This window comes from Anaeromyxobacter soli (assembly GCF_022808855.1).
Lineage (GTDB): Bacteria > Myxococcota > Myxococcia > Myxococcales > Anaeromyxobacteraceae > Anaeromyxobacter > Anaeromyxobacter soli.
Map to the genome: position 1 here is coordinate 87,487 of NZ_JAKZLF010000005.1, position 25,521 is coordinate 113,007.

The window sequence follows — 25,521 nt, forward strand, 5'->3', positions numbered from 1 at the left end:
TGCCGGCGGGGTGTGGGGCCCGCGGGCCCCGCGCGGGGGGGGGGCCCGCGCGGCCGATTCCGTCTCGACGACGTCCCTCAGCGCGGATCCTCGAGCGGGAGCTGCCCCGTCCGCGGATCGAGCCCACCCAGCACCGCCGCGCCGTGGAGCCCCGCGCGCCGGCAGGCCTCCGCGAGCGGCACGCCCGCGGCGAGGAAGAACGTCAGCGCCGCGGCGAAGCTGTCCCCCGCCCCGTACGCGCCCCCGCCCCGCGGCGGCGAGGGCGGCGCCTCGAAGAGCTCGAACCCCTCCTCCGTCTCGATGCGGCCCCCGCGCGCGCCGTCGGTGAGCACGAGCGCCACGGGCGGCACCGCGTGGTCCGCGCGCCGGCTCGCCTCCCGCGGATCGCGGACGCTGCCGACCACCGCGTCCGCGCGCACGCCCGAGGCGGCGAGCGCGGGCCGGCGCCGGGCGGCGACGACGAGCACCCGCGCGGCGCGCGCGGCCCGGAGGGCCGCGGGGTCCTGCGCCGTGAAGTAGGCGGCGTCGAAGCCCGCCAGCGCGCCCCACGGCAGCGGGTCCTCGGCGCGGGGATGCAGGGGCTCGCCCACCACCAGGATGGTGCGCTCGCCGGCCGGATCGACCATCGCGATCGCGCGGGTGTGCGGCTCGGCCCGGCGGACCGCGTGGACGTGCGCGCCGCTCGCCGCGAGCTCGGCCGCGACGGCGTCACCCGCGGCGTCGTCGCCGATCGCCGTGAAGAGGTGCAGCTCCGCGGGGCTCCGCACGAGCTGCCAGAACGCGACCCCGCCTCCGCCCCCCGGGAACCAGCGCGGTCCGTCGAGGTGGACGATGTCGCCCGCCGCCGGGACGGCGGGGACACGGCCGATGGTGACGTGCTCGACGTGCCCGATGACGGCGATCCGGAGGCTCACGCGGGCGGTTGTAGCGCGGAGGGGGCGGCCCGCGCACCGGTCCCTTCCTCAGCGCGGCCCGCGCCGCTTCGCGCCCGGCGCGCTCCGCCGGGGCGGGGCGGCTTCCCGCGCGCGCTCGTAGCGGCGCGGGACCTCCGCGCCGTGGGGCCGCGCCGCGTGCCTCGGCTCCCCCGCGCGCGCGGGTGGGCCCAGCGGCTCGATCCGCGCGTCGGGCATGCGCGGGTCCGGCCGCCGCGCGGCGCTGAGGAACCGCTCGGCGGAGGCGGCGGCGACCTCGAAGCGCGTCTCCTCGGCCTGGATGACGATCTTGCCGATGTCGTCGCGGGTCACGCCGCCCCGCCGGCAGAGGAGCGGCAGGATCCAGCGCGGGTCCGCCTGCCGCGAGCGGCCGAGGGAGAGCCGGAACCAGCGCGCGTCCTTGGGCGGCCCGGCGCGGGGCGCGCGACGCTCACCGGCGCGGGCCGGCGCCTCGCGCGCGGCGCGGGCCGTCTCGGGCAGCTCCTCCGGCGCGGGCAGGCGCGCCCGGTCCCGCCGCACGAGCGCGACCGCCAGCTCGACGGCGGAGCGCGTCTCGACGAGCCGGCGCGCCGCGGCGAGGTCCTCCTCCGGCGCGTCGGCGGCGAGCGCGGCGACGTCCGCCCCGAGCCGCTCGGCGTCGCCCGCGCGGATCGCCTCCGCCGTCGGCACCGCCGTCCACTCGGCGGCCACCCCCGCCTCGCGCAGCATCCGCTCGAGCCGATACCGCTCCGGCGGCGCCGCGAGCAGCACGGCCACGCCCTTGCGCCCGGCGCGGCCGGTCCGCCCGCTGCGGTGCTGGAGCGCCTCCGCGTCGCGGGGCAGGTCCGCGTGCAGCACGAGGGCGATGCCCGGCAGGTCGAGGCCGCGGGCGGCGACGTCGGTCGCGACGAGGACGCGCGCGCGGCCGTCCCGGAGCGACTTCAGGGCGCGCGTGCGCTCCGCCTGGGTGAGCTCGCCCGAGATGGCCACCACCTCGAACCCCCGCTCGCCCAGGCCGGCCGCGGTGTGCTGGACGGCCTCGCGCGTCGCGCGGAAGACGAGCGCGCTCGGCGGGTCGGCCTCGCGCAGGACGTTCACGATCGCGTGCTCGCGCTCGCGCGCCGCGACGAGGTGCGCGCGGTAGGCGATGTCGGCGTGCGCCTCGCCCGCGGGCGTCGCGGCCACGCGCGCGGGCTCGCGCGTGTAGCGCTTCGCGAGCTCGACGATGGGGCGCGGCAGCGTGGCCGAGAAGAGCACGGTGCGCCGGTCGGGCGGCGCCGCCCCGAGCAGCTTCTCGAGCTCCTCGCGGAAGCCCATGTCGAGCATCTCGTCCGCCTCGTCGAGGACGAGGGCGCGCACGGCGGAGAGATCGAGCGCGCCGCGCTCGAGGTGGTCGACGAGCCGGCCGGGCGTCCCGACGACGACGTGCACCCCGTCGGCGAGCGCGCGCGCCTCGCGCCGCGGGTCCATGCCGCCGACGCACGACGCCACGCGCCCGCCCGCGTCCGCGAACAGCCAGGCGAGCTCGCGCTGCACCTGGATCGCGAGCTCGCGCGTCGGCGCGACGACCAGCGCGCCCGGCGCCCCCGCCTCGCCGAACGTCCCGGCGTCCTCGAGGAGCGTCTCTGCGAGGGCGAGGCCGAAGGCGATGGTCTTGCCCGAGCCGGTGCGCGACGAGACGAGCAGATCGCGGCCGCGGTGCGCGGCGTCGAGGACGGCGGCCTGGACCGGCGTCGGCTCGGCGTAGCCGCGGCGGTCGAGGGCGGGGAGGAGCGCGGGGTGGGCCCCGATGGAGCTGAAGGTGTTCACGGGCTACGTTCTAACCCCGACGCGCGGCCGTTAGGCATTTCTTAGGAAGCGCGGAGGGATCATTTAGGAAGCGGGCGCCCCTGCCCCCAGGCACATTGCGCACGCACGGCGCGGCGGGCCGCCGGAGCGGAGGCGCGATGCGGGGGACCGGACGGGCGAGGCTTCGCGGCGGCTCCCGGCGGCGCCTCACCGCGCTGGCGGCGGCCGCCGTCCTCGCCGGCGCCCTCCTCCTCCTCGGCGCCGCCGTGAGCGCCTCCGCCCCGGCGCTCGACCCGGCGGGGACGGAGGAGACCTCCGTCGCGAAGGCGCCCCCCCGGCTCGCCGACACCGGGCTCTACGCGGACGCCGCGACGCGCCGGATCGACCCCGCGGTGCTCCCCTATACGCCGCAGTATCCGCTGTGGTCGGACGGCGCGACGAAGCGGCGCTGGATCCGCCTGCCGCCCGGCTCCGCGATCGACGCCACCGATCCGGACGCGTGGGTCTTCCCGATCGGCACGCGGCTCTGGAAGGAGTTCAGCTTCGGCCGGCGGATCGAGACGCGCTACCTGGAGCGGGTGGCCGACGGCTCGTGGATCTTCGCGGCCTACGTCTGGACGGACGACGGCGCCGACGCGGTGCTCGCGCCCGAGCGCGGGATCCGCGGCGCGGCCGAGAGCCGCCCGGGGGTCCCTCACGACATCCCGTCCGTCTACGACTGCCGCGCCTGCCACGAGGGCGGCCCCACGCCGGTGCTCGGGTTCTCCGCGCTGCAGCTCTCTCCGGATCGCGACCCGCTCGCCGCGCACGCGGAGCGGCCCGGCGCGGGGGACGTGGACCTGCCCGCGCTCGTCGCGCGCGGGCTCCTCCGCGGGCTGCCCGAGGCGCTCCTCCGCCGGCCCCCGCGGATCGCGGCGCAGACGCCGGTCGCGCGCGCCGCTCTCGGCTACCTGCACGCGAACTGCGGCATCTGCCACGACGCCCGCGGGCCGCTCGCGACCCTGGGGCTCTCGCTCGCGCAGCGCGTCGGGCCAGGCGCTCGGCAGGACGCGGCCCTCGCGACCGCGGTCGGCGTGGCGAGCCGCTTCCGCCCGGCCGGCACCCCCGAGGGCGACGTCCCGTCGCGGATCCGCCCCGGCGATCCGGACCGGAGCGTCCTCCTCGCGCGCATGGCCTCGCGCGACCCGCTGCTCCAGATGCCGCCGCTCGGGACCCACGCCGTGGACGGCGCCGCCGTCGCGCTCGTCTCCAGGTTCATCCGCGAGCTCCGGCCCGGCCCCGCCGCCCTCTCTCGCAGCACCCCACGCCAGGAGGAAGCCCGATGAAGAAGCGCATCGTCCCCGTCGCCCTCGGCGGCGCCGCCCTGCTCGCCGCGCTCGCGCTCACCCGCGTGAGCGCGGACGCGGGGGGCGACGTGGCCCGCGGCAAGTACCTCGTCACCGCCAGCGGCTGCAACGACTGTCACACTCCGTGGAAGCCCGGGAAGAGCGGCGCCCCCGAGCCGGACATGACGCGGATGCTCTCGGGGCACCCCGAGCAGCTGACGATGCCCGCCGCCCCGGCGCTGCCGCAGGGGCCCTGGATGATCACCGGGGCCGGGTCCATGACGGCCTGGTCGGGCCCGTGGGGCGTGAGCTTCGCGGCGAACCTGACGCCGGACGCGGAGACCGGGCTCGGCAAGTGGACGGAGAAGGAGTTCGTCGACGCCATGCGCTCCGGCCGGCACATGGGCAGGGGGCGGCCGATCCTCCCGCCGATGCCCTGGCAGAACGCCGCCACCCTGACCGACGCCGACCTGCGCGCGATGTTCGCCTACCTGCGCTCCATCCCGGCCATCAAGAACCGGGTGCCGGAGCCGCGCCCGCCCGAGCTCGCCACCGCCAAGCCGGCGCGGTGACGCCCGATGCGCTCGGCCGCCTCGCGCGCGGGCACCTCACCCGCACTCCTTCTCGAGGAGCGAGACCGCGCAGTCGAGCTCGAGCGCGAACCGGCCGCGCCGCACCGGCACGAGCCGGACCTCCGGACACTTCTCCTGGAGACGCCGGCGCAGCAGGATGAGCCGGCTCTCCAGGTTGTCCTTCACGGCCGGCAGGCCGAGGGCGGGGTCGAGCCGGAGCTCGCGGTTCGTGAACTCGGTACGCCCCTCCCGCCGGTGCTGCCCGAGCAGCTTCCACAGGATCCGGCCGGGCACGTTGCGGATGAGGTACTCCCCGTCGACGAAGACGCAGTCGTCGTTGCGGTAGTAGCAGAACACGCGCCTGCGCTCGGGGGCCGGGGCGAGCCGGGGCGCAGGGAACGGCCCCGTCCCCTCTCCTGCCGGCCGCAGGCGATCCATCCCCATCGCGATCTGGTTCCCCACGATCCCGAGGAAGGCCTCGTCCCAGTCGTCGAAGCAGAGCGGATCGCGGCTCTCGAACGCGAGCACGCCGACGAGCCGGTCCCTCACGAGCAGCGGGAGCGCGAGCTGCGCCTGGGCGTCGGGGAGGCCGGGGAGCGGGACCTCCGGCGGGAGCGTTCCGCCCCCGGCCGCCTCGAGGCGCTCGCGCACCGCGCGCCCGTAGCGCAGCTCCGCCCCGACCCCCGCGACGCGGAGCATCCGCCGCCGCTGCGCCACGCAGCCGATGATCCCGGCCCCGATCCGGGCCCTCGCGCCGAGGGCCGCCTCGCCGTAGCCGTGGCTCGCGATCGCGACGAGCTCCGCCCCGCCCGCGGGGACGAGCACCATCGCGTGCGAGAACCCGAACAGCGCGTCGAGCGCCTCGAGCGCCCCCGCGAGCAGCGCCGGGAGGTCCGGGGCGCGCGCGATCCGGTCGGAGACGACCTGCAGCCCGCGTATCTCCGTGAGCGGCCCCGCCGGCAGCGGCGGCGCGGCCTCCTCGAGGGCGGGATCGGCCGGGAGGAGGAGCCCCTCCACCCGCTCCACCGAGAGCACCTCGTAGACGTCGGCGGAGCGCAGCGCGAAGACGCCGGTCATGCCGGTGTGCGAGGCGATCACCTGGATGCGCAGGGCCATCGTGTCGAACAGCGGCCCCTCGGTCTCCGCGTGCTCGAAGCGCAGGCGCAGCCGGTAGGCCTCGAAGGTGAGCGGGTGGTAGAGCAGCACGGAGGCGAGCGGGTTCTCCTCGACGTTGCGCCGCGTCTTGTTGAAGAACTGGCAGGAGAGCGCGACGCGCCGGGGGTCGACGTACTGGACCTGCGACAGGTACGTGACGTTCGGCTCGCCGTCGCGGCCGCAGGTCGCGATCTGGGCCGGCACGATGCCCGGGAAGCACGGGCCGAGCTCCTCGAGGCGGATCATGGCGCGCGCCCCGCGACGTCGACGAGCGGGGCGCCCGCGTCGGGCCCGGGCGTCTGCACGAACACGCCCTCCACGCGGACGCGCACCGCGTGGCACGGCCAGTGCGCGAGCCGGAGCGTGGCGCGCGCGGGGATCCCGATGACGCCCCACGCGTCGGCCAGCGCGTCGAGGTACCGCTCCACCCTCTCGCGCTCGTCCGCGCCCGCCTCGCCGACCTCGACGGCGCGGCCCTTCACCTGCACCGAGCGATGGTCCGCGGCGCGCGAGAAGCAGACCGCGATCCTGCCGTTGTCGCGGAGGTTCGCGAGCGCCTCCCTGGAGGTCGCCGCGGGCAGGAACACCGTGAGCTCGGCGCCGCCGCGCTCCACGCGCACGCCCATCGCGCGCAGGGCGTCCGGCGACAGCCGCGCGTCGCGCGTGGCGACGAGCACCGAGACCCCGGATTCGAGAAAGCCGGCGAGCTGCGCGGGGATCACCCAGACCTCCGACCTCGGATCCTAAAGGCCCACGTTCGCGCGCACCGCGCGCACCCGGCCCCGGAGACGGGTCCCGGGCGGGGTCCTGTGGCCCTTGCACTCCGAACGCGGGACGGGACGCGCCTCTCCGCGTCCCGTCTTCCTGCGGCTTCTCCCGGCCGAAGAGAGCCGCTACCGTGTCTCATCGCCCCGGTGCGACGACCGCCGGCGGAGGCGCGGGTGACCCCACAGGAAACGCTCGAGCTCGCCGCCAGGGCGCGCGCCCCGGCCCCTGCGCGTCCCGAAGGAACGCTGGAGGACGCGATCCGCCCGGGCCTGCTGCTCGACGGGCGCTACCTCCTGCAGACGCTGCTCGACGAGGGCGGGACCTCGAGCGTCTGGCGCGCGGAGAACGTCCGTATCGGGCGCGCCGTCGCGGTGAAGATCCTCCGGGCGGAGGTCGCGCACAGCCCGCGCGACGTCGAGCGCTTCCGGCGCGAGGCCCAGATCGCCGTGCGCCTGTCCTCGCCGCACGTCGTGGACGTGCTCGACTTCGGCGACGCGCCCGGCGGCGCGCTGTACCTCGTGATGGAGCTCCTCGCCGGCGCGTCGCTGCGTGAGCGGCTGCGCCGGGACGAGCGGCTGCCGCCCGCCCGCGTGACGGAGCTGCTCCGCCAGCTCCTCGCCGGCCTCGACGCGGCGCACCGCGCCGGCATCGTCCACCGCGACCTGAAGCCCGACAACCTGTGGCTCGTCCCGCTGCCGGACGGCGAGGAGCGGCTCAAGATCCTCGACTTCGGGATCGCCAAGCTCGCGGAGCCCTCCCCGCCCACCGAGCGCGACCAGGCGGGCTTCGTCGTCGGGACGCCGCAGTTCCTCTCGCCGGAGCAGGCGGTCGGCGCGGAGGTGGATCACCGCGCGGACCTCTACAGCGCCGGGATCATCGCCTGGCTGCTCGCGACGGGCCGTCACCCCTTCCCGACCCACGATCCGCTGACGCTCCTGCGCGCCCACGCCTACGAGCCGGTCCCCTCGCCCGCGGACGAGTGCCCGTCGCTGGCGGCGCACCCGGCGCTCCTGCGCTTCATCGCGCGCGCCACGGAGAAGGACCCCGACCGGCGCGCCCAGAGCGCCGCCGAGCTCCTCGAGATCCTCGAGGGCCGAGCCGTCTCCGCGACGCCGGTCCTCACGGCGACCGGGCCCGCGCTGACGCCCCCGCTCCGCGCCGCGCTCGCCGCGCCGGCGCGCAGCGGGCTCGTGCGGTCGGCGGCGGCGGTCGCGCTCGCCGCGGCGCTCGCGCTGACCTGGGCGACGCTGCGGCCGCCGCCCGACCGGCTCATCGCCGACGGCCGCGTCGGGGACGCGGAGGACCGGATCGGCGCGCTCGCTGCGCGGCGCGGCCCCACGGATCCTGAGGTCCTCTACCTCGGCGGCCTCCTCGAGGCGGCGCGCGCGGAGCGCGACGCACCCGAGCGGCTGCCGCACGCCTTCATCGCCTGGTCGCGCGCCCTGGCCGCGGGGAGCCCGGGCGCGCTCGCCGTGCTCGAGCGCCAGGCGCAGTCCGAGCGCTGCGATCGCCGGCGCCTCGCGGCGCGCGCCCTCGGCGACTCCGGCGCGCTCGCCGGGCTCGAGCCGCTGCGCGCGATCGCCGCCGCGGAGCCGGCCCTCCCCGAGCCCGACGGCGCGCTCGCGCGGGTCATGCGCGAGGTCGGCCCGCGCTGCGGCGCGGGAGACCTCGCGCGCCGCGCCATCCGGGAGCTCGAGGCGACGCGGCGCTGACTTCCTTCACCGGTCCGAGACCTGCGGGGCCGCACGCGGCCGGCCCCGGCGCAGCGCGCGCGCCGCGAGCGGCAGCGCGAACCAGGTCCCGGCGAGGAGCGCGAACGTCGCCCCGGCGACCGCGACGGGAAGGCCCTGCGAGCCGGGTACGAGCCGGACGGTCACGACGCCGAGGTCGACGGCGAGGGCGACCGCGAGCGGCAGGATCGCCGCGACGACGAAGCGCGTCGCCACGCGATGGAACGCCTCCGTCTCCTCCCCGCGCTCGACGATGCGGTGCCAGGCGGCGGGCGCGACGAGCAGGACGATGGTGAGGACCCCGAACCCCACCGCGCCGACGTGCGCCCATTGCGCCTCGCGCGGCAGCTCCCGGAACGCCCGCGTCATCATCACCGCGAGCTGGAACCCGAGCAGCGCCTGCGCGCCGGGGAGCACCATGCGCGCCTCGGTGAGCACGTGCCGGATCTTCTTCTCGACGCTCGAGTCGCTCACCTCCGTGCCCTCCTCCCGTGGCGGGCGTCTCCTGCGCGCGACGCCCGTCGCGGCGTACCAGGTCCCCACGGCGACGAGCGCCACCGCGGCGCCCGCGAGCACCGCGCCGAGCGCGCCGGCGACCGGCTGGAGCCCGATCGCCACGTCCCCGGAGAGCCCCAGCGCGAACGGCAGGAGCGCGAGCGACACCGCCCGCATCGTCAGGCGGTGGATCCCCTCGGTGTCCTCGCCGGCCTCCACGAGGCGGTGCCACGGCGAGGGCAGCACCACGAGCGCGAGCGCGAGGAGCAGCGTGACGAGCGTCGCGAGCTTCGAGGCCCTCGCCCACCCGGGCAGCTCCTCGAAGCCCGGCTCGAAGAACGCCCGGAGGTCGAACCCGATGAGCACCTGGAGCCCGAGGACCAGGATCCGCGCCTCGTCGAGCGCGTTCTGGACCTTGCTCGAGAGCTCCGCCACCTCCGAACGCTGCGGCGCGCCGCCCGGCGCTACAAGGTGCGGGGAGGCGGCGAGGCGCCCGGCCGTCCGGAGTCGGCCTCCTCGGCGGCCCGGATGGCGCGGTCGAGGAGCTCGATGGGGTGGGCGGCTGGGAGCTCCGCGCCACGCTCCGCCAGCATGCGGCGGATGTGGAGCGAGCAGCCGGGGTTCGCGCTCGCGAGCAGCGTCGCGCGCGTGGAGAGCACCGCCTCCGCCTTGCGCCGGCCGATCTCGACGGCGGCCTCCGGCTCCACGAGGTTGTAGACGCCCGCGGAGCCGCAGCACTGCTCGCCGTCGGGGACCTCGACGAGCTCGAGCTCGGGGATGGTGCGGAGCAGCGCCCGGGGCGGCTCGTTCACGCGCTGCGCGTGCCCGAGGTGGCAGGGCGAGTGGTAGGCGACGCGCGCGCGGAGGGCGGCGCGGCGGGCCCGCGGCGGGAGCGCGGCGAGGAGCTCGGTCACGTCCTTCACGCGCGCCGCGAACGCGCGCGCCCGGGGCTCGAAGGGATCGCCCTCGAACAGCGCGCCCACGTCCTTGAGGTGCGAGCCGCAGCCGGCCGCGTTCACGACGACGACGTCGATCGCCTCGCGCTCGAACCGCTCGATGAGCCGGCGAGTGAGCCGCCGCGCCTCGGCCTCGCGCCCGACGTGCAGCGAGAGCGCGCCGCAGCAGCCCTGCCGGCGCGGCGCCACGACGTCCACGCCCTCCGCGGCGAGCACGCGGACGGTGGCCGCGTTCACGCCCGGGAAGAAGACCCGCTGGACGCAGCCGGTGACGAGGCCGGCGCGCAGCCGCCGCGCGCCGCGGGCGGGCGTCCGCTCGGGCAGGCGGGCGAGGAGGTCGCGCAGCGGCACGACGGGCGCGAGGGCGTCGAGCGCGGCGAGCCGCCGCGAGAAGCGCAGGAGCCCGAGCCGGCGCGCGAGCCGCTGCAACCCGCTCGCGCGCCACGCCCACAGGAGGAGCGCCGCGCCGCGCAGCCGCCCGGGCCGCGGGAACAGCGCGAACACGCCGGCGCGGTGCAGGCGGTCCGCCGGCGCGCGCCTGAGCTCGCGCTCCACCCGGAAGCGCGCCGCCTCGATGACGTGGTCGTAGCGCACGCCCGAGGGGCACGCGGTCATGCAGGCCATGCAGCCCAGGCAGCGGTCGAAGTGCTCGGCGACGACGGGCGACATCGCGACGCGGCCATCCTCGAGCGCCTGGAAGAGGTCGATGCGCCCGCGCGGCGAGTCCATCTCCTCCTGCCAGCTCTGCCACGTGGGGCAGACCGGCAGGCAGAAGCCGCAGTGGACGCAGTCGTCCGCCGGGTTCCGCGCCCGCTCCGGCGCGCCGCCGCTGCGGCTCGTGCCGCGGTCCTCGGCGGGCACGCCGCGCGCGTCGCGGGCGGCCGTCCGCTGGGTGGCGATGCGGGCGTCGTCGGCCGTCGGCATCAGATCCCCCCCGCGAGCCGCCCGGGCGCGAGCCGCCCGTCCGGATCGAGCTCACGCTTCAGCCTGCGCATCACCTCGACCGCGGGCGGCGGATCGCCCCACGGGTCCGCGACGGCGCGCAGCGCGGCCGGCGCCGCGGCGAGCACGAGCGAGCCGTTCCCGGGCCGGAGCGCCACGCGGGCCGCGGCCACCGCGCTCCCGGTCGCCTCGGCGCGCGAGAGCGCTCCCGCGACGAACGCGATCCCGAGCGCGGGGTGGAGCACGAGGGCCCCCGCGGTGAGCGTCGCCGCGAGGGGCTCGAGCGTCCGCACCGCGCCCTCGAGCGACGCGGGCGGGAAGGCGGCCTTCGCCCGCACGTCCCCGGCGAGGCGGAGCGCGTCGTGCCGCGCCCAGAGCGCCGCCTCGTCGGCGCCCGCGAGCGCCTCGCACCGGGGGTCGAGCGCGAGGAGCCGCTCGGCCTGCTCGCGCACGCCCGGACCGAACCCCTCGAAGCGGATGGCGAGCCGGAACCGGTCGCCCTCCTGGAGCGCCGCCATCGCCACCGGATCGAGGCGCGCGTCGAGCGCGGCGCGCGCGAGGGCGCGGACCTCCGCGGGCGTGAGGCCCGGGACGGCCACCGTGGCCGACGCCTCGGGCAGCGGGTGGAGCCGGAAGACCACCTCCGCGACGAGGGCGAGCGAGCCGAGCGAGCCGCAGAGGAGCCGCGGGAGATCGAACCCCGCCACGTTCTTCACGACCTTGCCGCCGCCGCGCGCGACGACGCCGTCCGCCCGGACGAGGGTCACGCCGACCACGAGATCGCGCACCGTGCCGAAGCGCGTCCGGCGGGGGCCGAAGGCGTTCGCCGCCACGACGCCCCCCACCGTCGCACGCTCCGGGTGCGGGGGATCGAGCGCGAGGCGCTGCCCGTGCGGCGCGAGGTGGCGCTGGAGCGCGGCGATCGTCAGCCCCGCCTCGACGGCGACGATCTGGTCGGCGGGGGCGTGCTCCTTCACGCGGTCGAGCCGGCGTGTGTGGAGCACGGCGTCGAGCCGCGCGGGCGGCGCCCCGAGCTCGAGGTCCGTGCCGCCCCCGATGAACGTCACCGCGGCGCGGTCGCGGGCGAGCGCACGCATCGCGTCGGCCGCCTCGTCGAGGGAGCCGGGCTCGAGCGCCACCCGCGGGGTGAGGCCCAGGACGGCGTCTCCGTCCGCCGCCGCGCGCACCGCGCTCACCAGCGCTCCGCGAGCCCGGCCACCTCGGCGGGGTGAGGGCGGTAGGGGCCGGGCTTCTCGCCGCAGAGGCGCGGCGTCGGGAAGACCTTGCCCGGGTTCATGAGCGCGGCGCCGTCGAAGGCGCAGCGGACGCGCTGCATCGTGTCGAGATCGTCCGGCCCGAACTGCTCCGCCATGTACGCGGCCTTCTCCGCGCCGACGCCGTGCTCGCCGGTGATCGACCCGCCGTAGCGGATGCACAGGCGCAGGATCTCGCCGCCGAGCCGGGCCGCGCGCTCCTCCTCGCCCGGCACGCGCGCGTCGTAGAGCACGAGCGGGTGGAGGTTCCCGTCCCCGGCGTGGAAGACGTTCGCCACCCGCAGCCCCGCCTCCTCGGCGAGGCGCCCGATGTCGCGCAGCACCCGCGCGATCTCCGAGCGCGGGATGACTCCGTCCTCGACGAGGTAGCTCGGGCTGATCCGGCCCACGGCCGCGAACGCCGACTTTCGCCCCTTCCACATGAGCTGCCGCTCCGCCTCGTCGCGCGGCACGCGGATCTCGAGCGCGCCCGCCGCGCGCGCGATCTCGATGGCGCGCGCCGAGACGTGCTCGACCTCGGCGCGGGGGCCGTCCGCGTCCATGAGCAGCGCCGCGCCCACGTCCGGCCAGTCGAGGCCCGTCGCGGCCTTGGCCGCCACGATCGCGAGCCGGTCCATCATCTCGATCGCCGCGGGCAGGATGCCCGCCGCGATGATGCCGGAGACCGCGGCGCCCGCCTCGTCGGTGGAGGGGAAGGTCGCGAAGAAGGTCCGCGTGGTCTCGGGCTTGCGCAGGAGCCGGACGGTGACCTCCGTGACCACGCCGAGCATCCCCTCGCTCCCGACCAGCGCGGCGAGCAGGTCGTAGCCGGGCGCGTCGGGCGCCGGACCGCCCAGGTCGACGACGGCGCCGTCGGAGAGGACGACGCGGGCGGCGAGCACGTGGTTCGTCGTGAAGCCGTACTTGAGGCAGTGCGCGCCGCCGGAGTTCTCGGCGACGTTGCCGCCGATCGAGCAGACGCTCTGCGACGAGGGATCGGGCGCGTAGTAGAAGCCGGCGCCGGCCACCGCGCGCGTGACGTCGAGGTTGATGACGCCGGGCTCGACCCGCGCCCAGCCGTTCTCGAGGTCCAGCTCCAGGATCCGCCGCATGCGCGAGAGCGAGAGGACCGCGCAGCCCGGCACCGGGCGCGCGCCGCCGGAGAGGCCGGTCCCCGCGCCCCGCGGCACGAGCGGCACGCTCGCGTCGCGCGCCACGCGGACGACGGCTGCGACCTCCTCGGTCGAGCCGGGGAGGACGACGAGGTCCGGGCGGACGCGGCCGTGGGTCAGGCCGTCGCACTCGTAGACGAGCAGCTCCGCGGGATCGACGACCACGTTCCGGGGCCCGACGATCGCCGCGAGCTTCCGGGCGACGGCCCGCGCGCCGGCGCCTCCCCGCTGGGCCGCCTCCCCTGCTGCGCTCCGAGCGGTCACCGGTAGAGCACCTCCGGGAGCCAGAGGCCGATCGCGGGGAAGAGGTAGAGCAGCAGGACCGCGAGGACCTGGATCGCCATGAACGGCATCATGCCCGCGAAGATCTGGTTCAGGGTCACGTGCTTGGGCGCGACCCCCTTCAGGTAGAAGGCGGCCATCGCGACGGGCGGCGACAGGAACGCGGTCTGGAGGTTCAGCGCCACGAGCAGGCCGAAGAACAGCGGGTCGATCTCGAAGTGGCCGAGGAGCGGGATGAAGATCGGCATGAAGATGACGATGATCTCCGTCCATTCCAGGGGCCAACCCAGGAGGAAGATGATGACCTGGGCGAGCAGCATGAACTGCACGGGCGAGAGGTTCAGCCCGAGCACCCAGTGCTCGATGATCTGCTGCCCGCCGAGGAGCGCGAAGGCCGCCGAGAAGATCGACGAGCCGACGAACAGCCAGCAGACCATGGCGGTCGTCTTCGCGGTCAGGAACACCGACTCCTTGATCACGCTCCAGCGGAACTGGCGATAGGCGGCGGTGAGGAGCATGGCGCCGGCGGCGCCGAGGGCCGCCGCCTCGGTCGGCGTCGCCCACCCGAAGATGATCGACCCGAGCACGGCGAGGATGAGCGCCGTGAGCGGGAAGAACGAGGTGAGCAGCATCTTCAGGATCTCGAGCCGCTCGAACGTGAAGATGGCGTAGTGCAGCACGAGCACCACGAGGGCCGCCGCGAGCGCGATCCAGAACGCGAGGGGCACCGGCTTGCGCCCTGGGCCCTCCGCCACGCGGGCGCCCTCCGCGCGCTCCGCGGCCGCCTCGAGCGCCGACCCCGGCGCCTCCGCGCCCGGAGGCTCGGCGAGCGTCCCGGGGACGGGCTCCGCCAGCGGCGGCTCCACCACGCCCGGCGCCGCGGCCGCCTCGGCCTCGCCCGGCGGCTCCGCCACGCCCTCGTACACGAACGCGTCGGCGCCGCCGCCGGTCTCGGCGATCTCGCGCAGCCCGCCGGTGTCGATGACGATCTCCCGCGTGGCCTGGTGGACGACGAGGAACCCGAGCGCGGCGAGCAGCGCGGGCAGCGCGGAGACGGCGAGCTGGCCGGCGACCCAGCGCCGCCTCGGGCCGCCGGGCGCGGGGCGCAGGAGCGCGGCGACGAGGCCGGGCAGCGCGCGCCGGTGCTCGCCCCCCGCGATCGCGCGCGCGCTCGCCGTGAGCGGCACGCTCCGCTCGGACTCGGGCGGCATGGGCGCGAGGGAAGGCTTGAGCTTCGCCATCACGACGACGTACGCGATGTAGAGCCCGGCGAGCATGAGGCCGGGGAAGAACGCGCCGGCGTAGAGCTGCACCACCGACACCCCCGCCGTGGCTCCATAGAGGATGAGCATCACCGACGGCGGGATGAGGATGCCGAGGCAGCCGCCGGCCGTGATCGCCCCCGCGGAGAGCTTGATGTCGTAGCCGGAGCGGAGCATCGCGGGGAACGCGAGCAGGCCCATGAGCGTGACCACCGCGCCGACGATCCCGGTGGCGGTGGCGAAGAGCGCGCAGGTGGCGAGCGTCGCGACGGCGAGCGAGCCGGGGATGAACGACATCGCGAGGTGCAGGCTCTTGAAGAGCTTCTCGATGAGGTTCGCCCGCTCGACCATGTAGCCCATGAAGACGAAGAGCGGCACCGCGATGAGGACGTCGTTCGTCATCGTCGCGTAGGTGCGCTGGACCATGAGGTCGAGCGTCTGCTGGACCGCGAGGTCGGGGTTCGTCCAGCGGTAGGCGAGCCACGCGAAGAGGACGCCCATCCCCATGAGCGTGAAGGCGGTGGGGAAGCCCAGCATGATGGCGACCACCACGAGCGAGAGCATGAGCAGCCCGAGGTGGCCCTGCGTCCACTGCGACGGCGGCGGCATCACCACGACCGTCGCGAGGACGAGGAGCCCCATGAGCGTGAGGCCGAAGACGAGCTCCTTCCTCACGGGCGCACCTCCTCGTGCTCCTTGCGGGCCACCACCTCGTCGAGCGCGGCGAGGTCCTCGTCCTTCACGTGGACCATCTCCTTCAGCTTCTCGACGTCCACCTCCTCTACGTCCTCCTGGCGCTGCGGCCACGCCCCGTCCCGGAGCGCGACGACGCAGCGGGCGATCTCGACGAGGCCCTGAAGCAGGAGGAGCGCCCCCGCGACCGGGATGAAGGCCTTGAACGGATAGAGGGGCGGGCCGTCGACCGTGATGGTCGAGTGCTCGCGGATGAGCCAGGACTCCCGCGCGTAGTCCCAGCCCGCCCACACCATCGCGACCGCGCCCGGCAGGAAGAACGCGAGGTAGAGGACGAGGTCGATGGTCGCCTGCAGGCGCACGGGGAAGAAGCCGTAGAGCACGTCGCCCCGCACGTGGCCCCGCTTCGCCAGGGTGTACGCGCCCGCCATCATGAAGAGGACGCCGTACCCCATGATCTGCGCGTCGAACGCCCAGGCGTGCGGAGCGTCGAGGAGCTTCCGCGAGAGCACCTCCCAGGTGATGAGCCCCGTGAGCGCGACGATGAGCCAGGCGAAGAGCTGGCCGACCCGGGTGGAGAGCTTGTCGACCGTGAGGAGGAGCCGCTGCATGAGGGCGCCCTAGCCCTTCTTCGCGGCCTGCTTGCCGAAGAAGTGGTTGTAGGCCATGCGGAAGTCGACGTTGGTGTCGGCCTGCCAGCGGGCGGCGCGCTGCGCGAACTTGCGCTGCGACTCGAGCACCTTCTTGAACATCGGGTTCTCGGCGGCGCGCTTGTCCATCACCTCGTTCCAGATCTCGAGCTGCCGCTTCAGGACCGCGTCGGGCGTCTTGTAGAACTTCACGGCCTGCTTCTGCTGCATCTCCAGGTAGTCCGCGGAGTAGCGGTCGATCGCCTTCCACGACATGTCCGCCGAGGCGGCCTGGACGGCGTAGGAGACGATGTTGCGGAGGTCCTGCGGGAGCGCCTTGTACTTGGCGCCGTTGAACAGGACCTCGAACTGCTCCGAGCACTGATGGAAGCTCTGGAGCATGCAGATCTTGGAGACGTCGGGGAACCCGAGCGCCCGGTCCGACGAGGCGTTGTTGAACTCGGCCGCGTCGAGCAGGCCACGGTCCATCGCGGGCACGATCTCGGCGCCGGGCAGCGCGTTCACCGCCGCGCCCAGCCCGGTGAAGATGTCGATGGAGAGGCCGACCGTCCGGAACTTCAGCCCCTTCATGTCGTCGACCTTGGCGACCGGCTTCTTGAACCAGCCGAGCGGCTGCGTGGGCATCGGCCCGTACAGCATGGAGACGACGTCGAGGTTCAGGGACTTGTAGACCTCCTCCATGAGGTCCTTGCCGCCGCCGTAGTAGTGCCAGGCGAGCAGCATGTTCGGATCCATCCCGAACGCCGGGCCCGAGCCCCACAGCGCGAGGGCGGTGTTCTTCCCGTACCAGTAGGCGACGACGCCGTGGCCGCCGTCGAGCGTGCCCTTCCCGACGGCGTCGAGCAGGTCGAACGCCTTCACCACGGCGCCCGCGGGCAGCACCTCGATCTTGAGGCGGCCTCCCGACATCTCGTTCACCTTCTTCGCGAAGTCGAGGGCGTACTCGTGGAAGATGTCCTTCGTCGGCCACGTGCTCTGGAACCGCAGCGTGGTCGGAGCCTGCGCGACGTGGATGGTCGGGCCGGCCGCGACCGCCGCTCCGGCCGCGCCGAGCGCCGCCCTCCGGAGGAAGTCACGCCGCGTACGCTGCACCTTCGCCTCGGGCGCCGAGCCCTTCGCGTTCTTCTTCATGCCTGCGCTCCTTCTGCCGTGAGCCGGGGTAGGTGGGCTGCTGCAGAGGACTTCGTTGGAAGCGCGTCGAGCGGGCGGCAAGGCATCGGCGGGGCGTGCTGAACGGATTCCGTGCCGCGGCGCGGCCGGCTCCGGATGTGACGGCGAGCGCACATCCACGGCTTGCCGACGACACGGTGCGTCAGGTCATCGACACCACCGGGCGCCCCGACCTAGGCCCGAGCGGAAGAACCTCGGCGCGTCCATCGTTGAGCGGGAGTGCGGGCGTTCGCGGGTTCCGGAGGCCCTCAGCCGGAGCGCGCGGCGCGCGGCGTTTTGCCGCGCAAACGGTGGGGCCGACGCCCTGGCGTCCGCCCCCGCGAAGGAGTGGCGTGATAGCTTCCGGCCGCATGCTCCGCACCCGCTTCCACGCCCGGGCGATCGCAGCCGCGCTGCTCTTCTCGGCGGCGTGCGGCACCACCGAGGTCGCCTCACCTCCCTCCCCCACCACGCCCGGAACGCCGACGAGCGAGGGCACCGGCGGCTCGGTGGGCACGGTCGGGGGCAGCGTGACCGCGCGGGGCGGCGGCCTCGTCGTGGCGGTCCCGGCGGGCGCGATCGGGTCCCCGCTCGACATCACCATCACCGAGATCACGAACCACGCGCCGCACGGCACGGGGACGGCCTACCGGCTCGGCCCCGAGGGCACGAAGTTCTCCGCCCCCGTGGCGCTCATCTTCAAGGTCGATCCCGACGTCTCGGTGTTCGACCTCGGCATCGCGACGCAGGACGCGTCGGGCTACTGGGTCAAGGTCCCCGGCGTCCGCCGCGACCCGGTCGCGCACACCCTCGTCGCCACCACCACGCACTTCAGCGACTGGGCGGTCGTCCCCGCCCCCTCGACGCGCGATCTCTCCGGCGTCTACAACATCACGTCCACCCGCGACGGCGTCACCGCCCACGGCATCTCGCAGCTCCACTTCGAGGACGGCAGCGCGAGCGCGAGCTACTACCTGCAGACCGGCCGGATCACCGCCGACTCGCCCATCACCATCCCGGGCGCCACCTGCAGCCCGACGACCGCGACGCAGGACGTCGGGCCGAACATCACGGAGATCCTCTCGAGCCCCGCGAGCTTCCGCTGGGGCGCGAGCGCCGTCTGGGACACCGCGTGCACGACGGGCACCGGCAGCCAGGTGCCGGGCTTCTCGTACGTCGTCTTCGACAGCTTCGGGATCAACTATCTCCAGTGCGGGCGGTCGTACCTCGAGACGCCCCTCATCCAGACCGACGAGGTGCGCGGGCGGTACCGCATCGACTGCGGCAGCCAGGGCACCATCGACGCCGACTGGCACTTCCAGCGCTGCTACGCCGGGGAGACCTGCCAGACCGCGAACCCCTGCAAGACCGCCGCGATCAGCTGCGACGCGGGCCTCCCCCAGTGCATCGAGAACGGCAACGTCACGAACGGCACGGTCTGCGACGTCAATCCGACCGCGCCTTACGAGGTCTGCGGCGACGGCGTCTGCAACGTCTGCCGGCTCGACTCGGCCTGCACGCCGACCAACCCGTGCCACGTGGGCCGGATCACCTGTGACACGGGTTTCGAGGTCTGCACGGACACCCTGGCGCTCGTCGCGAACGGCACGACGTGCGACGTGAATCCGTCCGCCCCGGAGGTCTGCTACCAGGGCTCCTGCGTCGCCTGCACCGCGGGCGTGGTCTGCGCGACGAACCCGAACAAGTGCGTCGCCGGCACGACCTCCTGCGCCACCGGCCAGGAGGTCTGCGTCGACACGACGACCGCGATCGCCAACGGGACGACCTGCGGGACGAACCAGGTCTGCTTCAACTCCACGTGCGTGGCCTGCACGGCCGGCACGGCCTGCGCGACGAACCCCAACAAGTGCGTCGCCGGCACGACCTCCTGCGCCACCGGCCAGGAGGTCTGCGTCGACACGGCGACCGCGATCGCCAACGGGACGACCTGCGGGACGAACCAGGTCTGCTACAACTCCGCGTGCGTCGCCTGCACGGCCGGCACGGCCTGCGCGACGAACCCCAACAAGTGCGTCGCCGGCACGACCTCCTGCGCCACGGGCCAGGAGGTCTGCGTCGACACCACCACGACCATCGCGAACGGCACGACCTGCGGCACGGATCAGGTCTGCTTCAGCGGCACGTGCACCGCCTGCGCGGCGGGCGGCGCCTGCACGACGAACCCGAACCCCTGCGTCACCGGCGCGTTCTCCTGCGCCACCGGGCAGCAGACCTGCGAGAACACGGCGACGAGCATCGCCGCGGGCACGACCTGCGGCACGAACCAGGTGTGCAACGGCAGCGGCACCTGCATCGCCTGCACGGCGAGCCTGGCCTGCTCGACCAACGCGAACCCCTGCGTCGCTGGCACGACCTCGTGCTCGACGGGCGCGCAGACCTGCGAGAACACCGCCACGAACCTGGCGAACGGCACCGCCTGCGGCACGAACCAGGTCTGTAACGGGGGGACGTGCACCGCCTGCACCGCGGGCACCGCCTGCTCGGATAACCCGAACAAGTGCGTCGCGGGCGTGACCGACTGCTCGACCGGAACCCGCGCCTGCATCGACACGACGACGATCATCGCGAACGGCACGACCTGCGACGTGAACCCGAGCGTCCCGGAGGTCTGCTTCAACGGGACGTGCAGCGCCTGCACCGCGGGCCTCGCCTGCACGGCGAACCCGGGCGCGGCGTGCCTCACGGGCGTGACGTCCTGCTCGACCGGCACCGAAACCTGCGTCGACTCGACGCCCAAGACGAACGGGACGATCTGCGGCACGGATCTCGTCTGCAACGGGGGCACCTGCGTCGCCTGCGCCGCCGGCGGCGCGTGCTCGACGAACCCGGACGTGGCCTGCCACGACGGCGTCTTCTCGTGCAGCACGGGCACGCAGGCCTGCGTCGACGGCGCGGCCAAGGCGAACGGCACGACCTGCGGCACGAACCTGGTCTGCAACGGCGGGGCGTGCTCCGCCTGCACCGCCGGCACCGCCTGCGTCGGGAACCCGGATCCCGCCTGCCACGACGGCGTCACCTCCTGCGCCACCGGCGCCTCGGCGTGCGTCGACGGAGCGGCGAAGGCGAACGGCACCTCCTGCGGCACGAACCTCGTGTGCAGCGCCGGCGTGTGCTCGGCCTGCACGGCAAGCCTCGCCTGCACCACCAACCCGGACCCGGCCTGCCACGACGGCGTCACCTCGTGCGCCACCGGCACCCAGACCTGCATCGACGGCGCCGCGAAGACGAACGGCACCACGTGCGGCTCGAACCTGGTCTGCAACGGCGGGGCGTGCAGCGCCTGCACGGCCAACGCCGCCTGCAACTACAACCCGAGCTCCGCGTGCCTCACGGGCATCACCTCCTGCTCGACGGGGAGCGAGACCTGCCTCGACTCGACGGCCAAGCCCAACGGGACGAGCTGCGGCACGAACCAGGTGTGCAACGGCGGCGTGTGCGCCTCCTGCACGGCGGGCCTCTCCTGCAGCACGAACCCGACGCCGTGCATCCTCGGCGTGACCTCCTGCGCGACGGGCGTGCAGACGTGCGACGACACCGCTCCGGCCCAGCCCGCCCCGAACGGCACCACCTGCGACGTGAACACGAGCGTGCCCGAGGTCTGCCTGAACGGAACGTGCAACGCCTGCACGGCCGGCAGCGCCTGCTCGACGAACTCGAACCCCTGCGTCACCGGCGTCACCTCGTGTGCGACGGGCCAGCAGACCTGTGAGAACACCACCACGCCGATCGCGAACGGCACGACCTGCGGGACGAACCAGGTCTGCAACGCCGGCGCCTGCACCGCCTGCACCGCCGGCACCGCCTGCACCTCGAACCCCGGCGCCGCGTGCCTCACGGGCGTCACCTCCTGCTCGACGGGGACCTCGACCTGCGTCGACTCGACGCCGAAGACGGACGGCACGAGCTGCGGGACGAACATGGTCTGCTCGGGCGGCGTGTGCGGCACCTGCACCGCGGGCCTCGACTGCACGACGAACCCGAGCCCGTGCCTCGGTGGGACGACCTCCTGCTCGACCGGCACGCAGGCCTGCCTGGACGATCCGACGAAGCCGAAGGCGAACGGCCTCGTCTGCGGCGCGAACCAGGTCTGCAGCGGCGGCGTGTGCTCCGCGTGCACCGCGGGGCTCTCCTGCTCCGGGAACCCGAACGCCTGCCTCGCCGGCACGACCTCCTGCTCCACCGGGACGTCCACCTGCGTGGACTCGACGACGGTCCTCGCGAACGGGACGAGCTGCGGCACGAACCTCTTCTGCAGCGCGGGCGTCTGCTCGCCCTGCACCGCGGGCGTCGCCTGCACGACGAACCCGGACCCGTGCCTCACCGGCACGACCTCGTGCTCCACGGGGACGTCCACCTGCGTGAACACGGCCACCGCCGAGCCGAACGGCACGCTCTGCGGCACGAACCTCGTCTGCAACGGCGGCGCCTGCACCGCGTGCACGGCGAACCAAACCTGCGCGACGAACCCCAACAGGTGCCGGGCCGGCACGACCTCCTGCACCACCGGCACCGAGGCCTGCGTCGACAGCGCGACCGTCCTCGCGAACGGGACGACCTGCGGCGTGAACGAGGTGTGCAACGGCGGCGTCTGCTCGACCTGCACGGCGAACCTGCCCTGCGGCACGAACCCGAACCCGTGCGTCGACGGCACGACCTCCTGCTCGACCGGCACCCAGAGCTGCGTGGACACCGCGACGCCGAAGTCGAACGGGACGACCTGCGGCACGAACCTCGTCTGCAACGGCGGCGTGTGCAGCTCGTGCGTCGCCGGCACCGACTGCACGCCCGCGGGCGCCTGCGTCGTGTCGCAGACCTCCTGCTCGACCGGCACCCAGACCTGCGTCGCGACCCCCACGCAGCTCGCGAACGGCACGACCTGCGGCACGAACCAGGTCTGCAGCGGCGGCACCTGCACCGCGTGCACCGCCGGGGCGGCCTGCTCGACCAACACGAACTCGTGCGTCGCGGGCACGACGTCGTGCTCGACCGGCAGCCAGACCTGCGAGAACAGCACGACGAACCTCGCGAACGGCACGAGCTGCGGCACGAACCAGGTCTGCAACGCGGGCGCCTGCGTGGCCTGCGCCGCTGGCGGCGCGTGCTCCACGAACCCGAACCCCTGCGTCGACGGCACCGAGTCCTGCGCGACGGGGGCCCTGACCTGCGCCGACACGAGCACCGTGAAGGCGAACGGCACCTCCTGCGGCACCGACAAGGTGTGCAGCGCAGGGAGCTGCGTGGCGTGCGTCGCGGGCGCCGCGTGCACCACCAACTCGAACGTCTGCGTCGCCGGCGTCACCTCGTGCGCGACGGGCAGCCAGACCTGCGAGAACGGCACGGTCGCGACGAACGAGGGCGCCGCCTGCGGGACGGATCTCGTCTGCAAGGCGGGAGCGTGCCTCCGCGTCGTCACCGGCACGCGGCTCGTGACGCGCTGGACCACCGGCGCCGGCTGCTCGGTCGCCTCCCCGTGCCAGACCACGACGGTCGCGCCCGACGTGGTCTCGCTCACCGCGCAGGTCGAGGCCATCGGGCCGGACGGCACCCGCTACCCCGGCTCGTTCTCGCCGTCGGGCTCGTTCTCCATCTCGGGCGTGCCCCCCGGCGCCTACACCCTCGCGTTCACGGACGGCGCCGGCGTCACGCACTTCTACGAGACGTCGGCCACCTCCTTCGACCTCGGCTACGACGTGCTCGGCCGCGAGGCCACCGCCGCGAGCGCCCCGACCCCCGTGACCCTCACCGTGTCCGGTCTCTCCGGCTGGATCGACAGCGACGAGGTGCAGCTCGCCGCGCCCGACGTCGACGTCTGGGACGCGCCGATCTCCGGCACGGAGCTCGTCGCCGGCGAGGTCGGCGGGAGCGTCGTGGAGGACTGGTCTTCGAGCTCGATCGGGCGAGCCCTGAACCTCGTCGGCGCGACGGACGCCGTGTGGGTGCACCAGCTCGCGACGTCCACGGTGACGAGCGGGATCCGCGCGTTCGCCTACCAGGCCATGACCCGCTACGGCGCGACGACCTTCGGCGCCGACCTGACGAACGGCGTCGCCGCGAGCCTCACCGCGCCGCTCGGCACGACCACGCAGACGGGGACGCTCACGATCGACTGGCGCACGAGCCAGTTCGAGGCGCTGCTCGCGTCCATGGGCCCGGGCGCCCAGCCTGCCGCGAACCCGCACGCGCTCCTGGTCCGCACGCACCCCTACGCCCTCGCGAGCCCCGCCCCGGTCGCCGCCGGCGGCGTGCTCGAGCTGTTCCGCCTCGTCCAGCCCGCCGCCACCGCCGACGTGGATCTCACGGCGCTCACGCCGCCCATCGTCTACGGCCGGTACCTGGACCCGGCGCTCTGGTCGGAGTCGCGGGTGGCCTCGTTCACGGCGCGCGTGAGCTACACCGCCCCCGGCGCGGCCACCTCGCTCGACGCGCTCGCGACGGTGTCCCGGCGCGAGCCCATGCTGCCCGCGCCTCCCTCGCCCATCGTCCCCGCGGTCGGCCCCGTCCAGGCGCCGCTCGTGAACGGGCTCGACGCGCTCGGCACCCTCGGCGCCGTCGGCGCGACGCCGACGATCGGGTGGTCCGCCCCGCTGGTGGGCACGCCCTCGAGCTACGGCGTCACGCTCCGTGAGCTCTACGCGAGCGGTACTGCGAGCGCCACGCGCGTCGTCGCGACGTGGGCCGTCGCCGGTCGCTCGATCACGCTCCCGGCCGGCCTCCTCGTCGCGAACCGGACGTACTACGTCGAGATCACCGCCTTCGCGCGCACCGCCGAGCAGTTCGACACCGCGCCCAACCGCTCCTCCAACGTGGGGAGCGACGCGACGACGCTGACCTCGACGTTCTCGCCGTAAACGGCCGATCAAGCTTCGCGAACAGGCGAGCGAACGGGTGAGCATCACCGGCGGAAGTGGGGCGTAGGGGTTCGGAGGCCGGGAGCACGCGAGCGGCGAGCGTCGCTCTCGCCGCGCGGGCATGCGAACCGGACCTCCGGTTTGATGTTCGGCTAACTCCGGGCCGCCGTAGCGTCACGACGCCCACATCCCCAGCTGCATGACGGGACGCAGAGGCGCCACGTCGGTGCGCGAGAGCGATGTCGGCCCGTCGCCCGCATCGCGGCGAAAGCGGTCCATGTGTTCGCGCCCAAAGGTTTTCTCAGCGTGAAGCAGGTTGTGAGCTCGGCAGGCGAGCCGGAGGTTGTCGATCGTCGACAGTCCCCCGAGGGCGGCGGGTTGGATGTGGTCGAGCTCGAGCCTCCAGCGGCTGTTGCAGCGACAGCCGTCCGGGCCGACCCACGCGCAGCGCCCGCCATCGCGCGTCCACACCGCGCGGCGCACTATCGCCGGGATCGTGGTCCTCGCAGCCGGCGGCTTCGCCGCGGTCTTCTTCGTCGCGGCGGCATTCGTCGTCCCGGCCTGCTTCGCTTCCTTCGTCTTCCGCTCCGGCGCGACAGCGCCTTTGCGCTTGCCGTGCTTTTCGATCGCGCAGCGGATCGCCTCGTGGAGCACCGCCGCGAGGTCGCCGTCCGGGACCTTGTGCGACAGAAGCGACCGGAGCGTCTCGAGGTCCTCCTTGCAGGCGCGGTCGAGGGTGACCCGGAGCGACCAGTGGCTCTCCGAGACGGCGAGCGTCTCGGCCTTGCGCTTCGGCTGTGCGACGGGGGGCGGTGGCGCCGGCAGCGCGCCGGCCGCGGGTCCCGGTTCGAGGGTCGGCTTCGCGGTGCCGGGCTCGGTCGCCGTCTCGGCCTGCCCTGCATCGGAAGCCGGGAGCTGCAGCGCTGCGCTTCCCGCGGCGGGCGCGCGCTCGGCCAGCTTGCGGAGGCCAGCGCGCGGAGCGGTTCGCGCCTGGATGGAGACGACGAGCTGCTCGACCTCGGCGCGCGTCCGGAAGGCGGCGCGAGCGAGGAGGTCGTCCACGTTCTCCTCGGTGAGCACCTGGCCGAGAAGCGCCACCGTGGATAGGCACAAGCGCCCATCGCGCAGCGGAGCCTCGAGGCTCGGGAAGCGGCGCAAGACCCGCATGGCCTGGATGCGCCGGCCGGCGGCGCCTTCCCGCAGGTGGAGCGCCTCCAGGCAATAGGCCCAGAGGGACGCATGGCCGACCTCGACGAAGGCGCGGCGCCGATCAAACTCGTCGAGGTGCAGGAGAAAGTCGACCTGGACGTTCCGTTCCTCTCCGGCGAGCTCGCGCAGGCGCAGGGCGAGGACGTTCGATTCGAGAGCAGCGGGGGCGAGCGCGGACATGGGGTGACCTCCAGTACACCCTTCGTAACACGCGATTTCCGGAGCTCCCGAGACGCTCCAGGCTCGCGCCTGCGCGGCGTTCTCCGCTGCACCCTCGTCGGAGCCTCAAACCGATCGGCGCGCGCTTCCCGCGCGAGGTACGTGCGCGAGAGCGACCCTC

16 protein-coding genes are annotated in these 25,521 nt (G+C 74.6%); 4 read left to right on the forward strand and 12 right to left on the reverse strand.

From position 1 onward, the window contains the following. Positions 1-77: 77 nt before the first annotated feature. Together MLV88_RS24490 and MLV88_RS24495 are read right to left on the reverse strand one after the other, a co-directional pair. Positions 78-914 carry a PfkB family carbohydrate kinase gene (locus MLV88_RS24490; protein WP_242340847.1) on the reverse strand — a complete coding sequence of 279 codons (837 nt, stop codon included), beginning with the start codon at positions 912-914 and terminating at the stop codon, positions 78-80. 48 nt (positions 915-962) lie between these two features. After that, positions 963-2,720: a DEAD/DEAH box helicase gene (locus MLV88_RS24495; protein ID WP_242340846.1), complete on the reverse strand. Its 1,758-nt coding sequence runs from the start codon at positions 2,718-2,720 to the stop codon at positions 963-965. Between the two features lie 137 nt (positions 2,721-2,857). On the opposite strand from MLV88_RS24495, the gene MLV88_RS05710 reads away from it, so the two are divergent. Next, positions 2,858-4,024, forward strand: a complete 1,167-nt coding sequence (locus tag MLV88_RS05710) for a hypothetical protein (protein WP_242356959.1) — start codon at positions 2,858-2,860, stop codon at positions 4,022-4,024. After that, entirely contained in the window at positions 4,021-4,596 is a 576-nt protein-coding gene (locus tag MLV88_RS05715) for a c-type cytochrome (protein ID WP_242340844.1), read from the forward strand. Before MLV88_RS05710 ends, MLV88_RS05715 begins: the two co-directional genes overlap by 4 nt. A 36-nt stretch (positions 4,597-4,632) precedes the next feature. Here the strand turns inward: MLV88_RS05715 and MLV88_RS05720 are convergent, their stop codons facing one another. Together MLV88_RS05720 and MLV88_RS05725 are read right to left on the reverse strand one after the other, a co-directional pair. After that, positions 4,633-5,997 (reverse strand): GAF domain-containing protein, encoded by a 1,365-nt coding sequence (locus tag MLV88_RS05720; protein WP_242356961.1) that lies wholly within the window; start codon positions 5,995-5,997, stop codon positions 4,633-4,635. Then, positions 5,994-6,473 carry a pyridoxamine 5'-phosphate oxidase family protein gene (locus tag MLV88_RS05725; protein ID WP_242356963.1) on the reverse strand — a complete coding sequence of 160 codons (480 nt, stop codon included), beginning with the start codon at positions 6,471-6,473 and terminating at the stop codon, positions 5,994-5,996. The genes MLV88_RS05720 and MLV88_RS05725 overlap by 4 nt, the downstream gene beginning before the upstream one ends. A gap of 219 nt (positions 6,474-6,692) precedes the next feature. On the opposite strand from MLV88_RS05725, the gene MLV88_RS05730 reads away from it, so the two are divergent. Further along, a complete protein-coding gene (locus MLV88_RS05730) occupies positions 6,693-8,231 on the forward strand; it encodes a serine/threonine-protein kinase (RefSeq protein ID WP_243337024.1) in 1,539 nt (512 codons plus the stop codon). Positions 8,232-8,237: 6 nt separating this feature from the next. Here MLV88_RS05730 and MLV88_RS05735 read toward each other — a convergent pair whose 3' ends face one another. The 7 genes from MLV88_RS05735 to MLV88_RS05765 are packed head-to-tail and all read right to left on the reverse strand — an operon-like array spanning position 8,238 to position 17,085. Then, the gene (locus tag MLV88_RS05735; RefSeq protein ID WP_242340674.1) at positions 8,238-9,179 is read right to left on the reverse strand and encodes a DUF6328 family protein; all 942 of its coding nucleotides are present in this window, start codon (positions 9,177-9,179) and stop codon (positions 8,238-8,240) included. Between the two features lie 29 nt (positions 9,180-9,208). Next, positions 9,209-10,624: a (Fe-S)-binding protein gene (locus MLV88_RS05740; RefSeq protein WP_242361851.1), complete on the reverse strand. Its 1,416-nt coding sequence runs from the start codon at positions 10,622-10,624 to the stop codon at positions 9,209-9,211. After that, positions 10,624-11,838 (reverse strand): FAD-binding oxidoreductase, encoded by a 1,215-nt coding sequence (locus MLV88_RS05745; protein ID WP_242370731.1) that lies wholly within the window; start codon positions 11,836-11,838, stop codon positions 10,624-10,626. The genes MLV88_RS05740 and MLV88_RS05745 overlap by 1 nt, the downstream gene beginning before the upstream one ends. Further along, positions 11,835-13,331 (reverse strand): FAD-linked oxidase C-terminal domain-containing protein, encoded by a 1,497-nt coding sequence (locus MLV88_RS05750; RefSeq protein ID WP_242370732.1) that lies wholly within the window; start codon positions 13,329-13,331, stop codon positions 11,835-11,837. The genes MLV88_RS05745 and MLV88_RS05750 overlap by 4 nt, the downstream gene beginning before the upstream one ends. Further along, positions 13,328-15,286 carry a TRAP transporter large permease gene (locus MLV88_RS05755; RefSeq protein WP_242370733.1) on the reverse strand — a complete coding sequence of 653 codons (1,959 nt, stop codon included), beginning with the start codon at positions 15,284-15,286 and terminating at the stop codon, positions 13,328-13,330. Before MLV88_RS05755 ends, MLV88_RS05750 begins: the two co-directional genes overlap by 4 nt. Continuing rightward, positions 15,283-15,915, reverse strand: a complete 633-nt coding sequence (locus MLV88_RS05760; RefSeq protein ID WP_242340669.1) for a TRAP transporter small permease subunit — start codon at positions 15,913-15,915, stop codon at positions 15,283-15,285. The genes MLV88_RS05755 and MLV88_RS05760 overlap by 4 nt, the downstream gene beginning before the upstream one ends. A 9-nt stretch (positions 15,916-15,924) precedes the next feature. After that, positions 15,925-17,085 (reverse strand): TRAP transporter substrate-binding protein, encoded by a 1,161-nt coding sequence (locus MLV88_RS05765; RefSeq protein WP_242340668.1) that lies wholly within the window; start codon positions 17,083-17,085, stop codon positions 15,925-15,927. Between the two features lie 389 nt (positions 17,086-17,474). Between MLV88_RS05765 and MLV88_RS05770 the strand changes: the two genes are divergently transcribed. Further along, complete coding sequence (locus tag MLV88_RS05770; protein ID WP_242352838.1) at positions 17,475-23,972, forward strand: hypothetical protein; 6,498 nt, start codon at positions 17,475-17,477, stop codon at positions 23,970-23,972. Between the two features lie 174 nt (positions 23,973-24,146). On the opposite strand, the gene MLV88_RS05775 is transcribed toward MLV88_RS05770, so the two are convergent. Then, a complete protein-coding gene (locus MLV88_RS05775) occupies positions 24,147-25,361 on the reverse strand; it encodes an HNH endonuclease (RefSeq protein ID WP_242352836.1) in 1,215 nt (404 codons plus the stop codon). Positions 25,362-25,521 lie beyond the last annotated feature (160 nt).